This is a genomic window from Aquimarina hainanensis (genome assembly GCF_042684685.1).
In the GTDB taxonomy this organism is placed as follows: domain Bacteria; phylum Bacteroidota; class Bacteroidia; order Flavobacteriales; family Flavobacteriaceae; genus Aquimarina; species Aquimarina hainanensis.
This window is the reverse complement of the sequence record NZ_JBHULX010000041.1, coordinates 1-2178: the sequence shown is the minus strand read 5'-3', so window position 1 is coordinate 2178 and position 2178 is coordinate 1. Positions and strand designations below refer to the sequence as shown.

General features: G+C 42.6%; 1 protein-coding gene. It reads left to right on the top strand.

Annotated features, from left to right (window positions below; translation table 11 throughout):
- Positions 1-2178: DUF6443 domain-containing protein (locus ACFSTE_RS20550; RefSeq protein WP_378298370.1), on the top strand; the 2178-nt coding region annotated here is incomplete at both ends.

The following is a 2178-nucleotide window of genomic DNA, read 5'->3' as shown; positions in this document are numbered from 1 at the left end:
GCTTTTAGCACTCTTGATTTTAAAGATAATAGTACTCGTATTCAGACAAAGGCTACTGGTTATTCGATTCCTTTAATTTACAGCAAAGGCTATTTGATTTACAGAGTTCGTGCAGTGGGACATTATACGTCTAACATTTCAAAATATCAATACGGTCGTTGGAGCAGTGGGGTTCTTCCCAAAACAAGTGTTTCAGATTGGCCTGATTATTATACAATTACTTCGGATCATGAAGAAGGCAAGAACTGGCAGTTTCAGGCGAGTTATGCAGAAGAAGGGAAGAAGAAGGAAGTGGTTAGTTATTTTGATGGTACGTTGCGTAATCGTCAGACAGTTACCAAACTCAATACGGACGATCATGTTGTTGTTGGCGAAGTTATTTATGACGCTCAGGGTCGATCAGCCATAGAAGTGTTGCCAGTACCTACGACTTGGTCACAATTAGGGTATGTTCGAGATTTTAATCAGAGTTCATTATTGCCTGGAGCTCCCTATGATTATGAAGATTTTGATCTGGATCATCAGAATATTTTGGATCAGCCAACGACAGATAAGGGCATGGATCCTTCCAGTGGAGCGAGTAAATACTATGGATTGGCAAACGATCTGACAACTCCTTTTCGTTCTCGTATTGCAGATGCAAGGGGTCATCCGTTTTCACAGATAGAATATATGCCTGATAATACAGGTCGTATCCGCAGAAAAAGCGGGGTAGGAATCACCCATCAGCTAGGAAGAGGCAAAGAGATGGAGTATTATTATGGTACCCCCGAACAGAAAGAATTAAACCGTTTGTTTGGTTATAATGTAGGTCATCACGGTCATTATAAGAAGAATCTGGTCATTGATCCTAATGGTCAGGCAAGTGTTAGTTATCTCGATCCTCAGGGTCGTACCATTGCTACGGCTTTATCGGGCGATGCAGCGGGGACAGGGTTAACGGGGCTTGCAGAAGAGCAAGACACAAGTCTTCATCAGGAAATGACGGTTGATTTACTGGGCAAACTCAGTCGCGGAGCAAAGGATACGGCTTTAGATAATACTATTAAAACGAGCACAGGGGGATTTGGTCCTTTATATGACGCGTTGGAATATGGGGGGACGAAGGTTTCAGCCTTTGATAGGGGCTATCGATTTAATTATACACTGTCGAATGCTCCTTTTTTTGAAGATAATTGTAGTCCTACTACGGTTGTTCAATATCCTTTTGTTTATGATCTGGAAATAGCTATTGAGGATTTGGACGGGGTTTCTTTACTCGCCACCCCATTGGTAGAAAAGGTAGATATGAGTAGAGTGACTTCAGGAACTTTTATTTTGCCGGAAGCGACGGCTTCGGTTCCAAGAGGTAGTTATACCATAAGCAAGAGTTTGTCGGTCGACAGAGAAGCCTTAGCATCTTATGCAGATGCCTATGTAGCCAGGCTTCAGGATGCTAATGATGCGTGTTATATCAGTCCGGAAGAAGTAAGTAACCTTCCTGTTCTTAGTTTCGAAGGTTGTTTTATGACTTGTAGTGAATGCGAGGCAGCTCTGCTATCGGATTATGGGAGCAAGTCTCAGTATGTGACCACCCAGATAGAGGCATATGATTATTCATCCTTATCCCATTTATCAGCTATTGAATTAGAGGAAGAAAAGACGCGTTTAGCTGCTGTTTTTGCTATACAGTGGGACGCTTTGATCAGAGCCTGTAATGCTCCCTGTCAAGAGGGTGTTTTAGATGGAGGTGCCCCTTCAGATGTGGTTAGTTCATCCTCGCTTAGTTGTAGTATTTCCCATTCGATTTTAAGGAATGATATGAAACCTTTAGGTCAATACGGGGCGTATAGAGGAGCTGTTTATAATGATCAGACCACAGGAGGCAGTGGTATAATAGAAAATTCCAGCGTATTATCCATATTTAGTACATCTAATGAATTGATAAGCACGCGTACTTCATCCGGGAAACATAACAGTTGGCGAAACCCTCGTCATGAAGCGCATGATCCGGCTCCTTCCGGGTCTGGGTTGTATACCTCGGGTCATTACTATACAGAAGATGGACAGATTAGTTATATCAAAGTAAAACAGCTAATAACTACACGTATTGTAGCAGGTCAACCGACAGAAGAAATTACCTATGACCCTATGCTTATTGAAGGGGCTGTTGTTCGGGAGTCGGCAGACCGGGAGTAT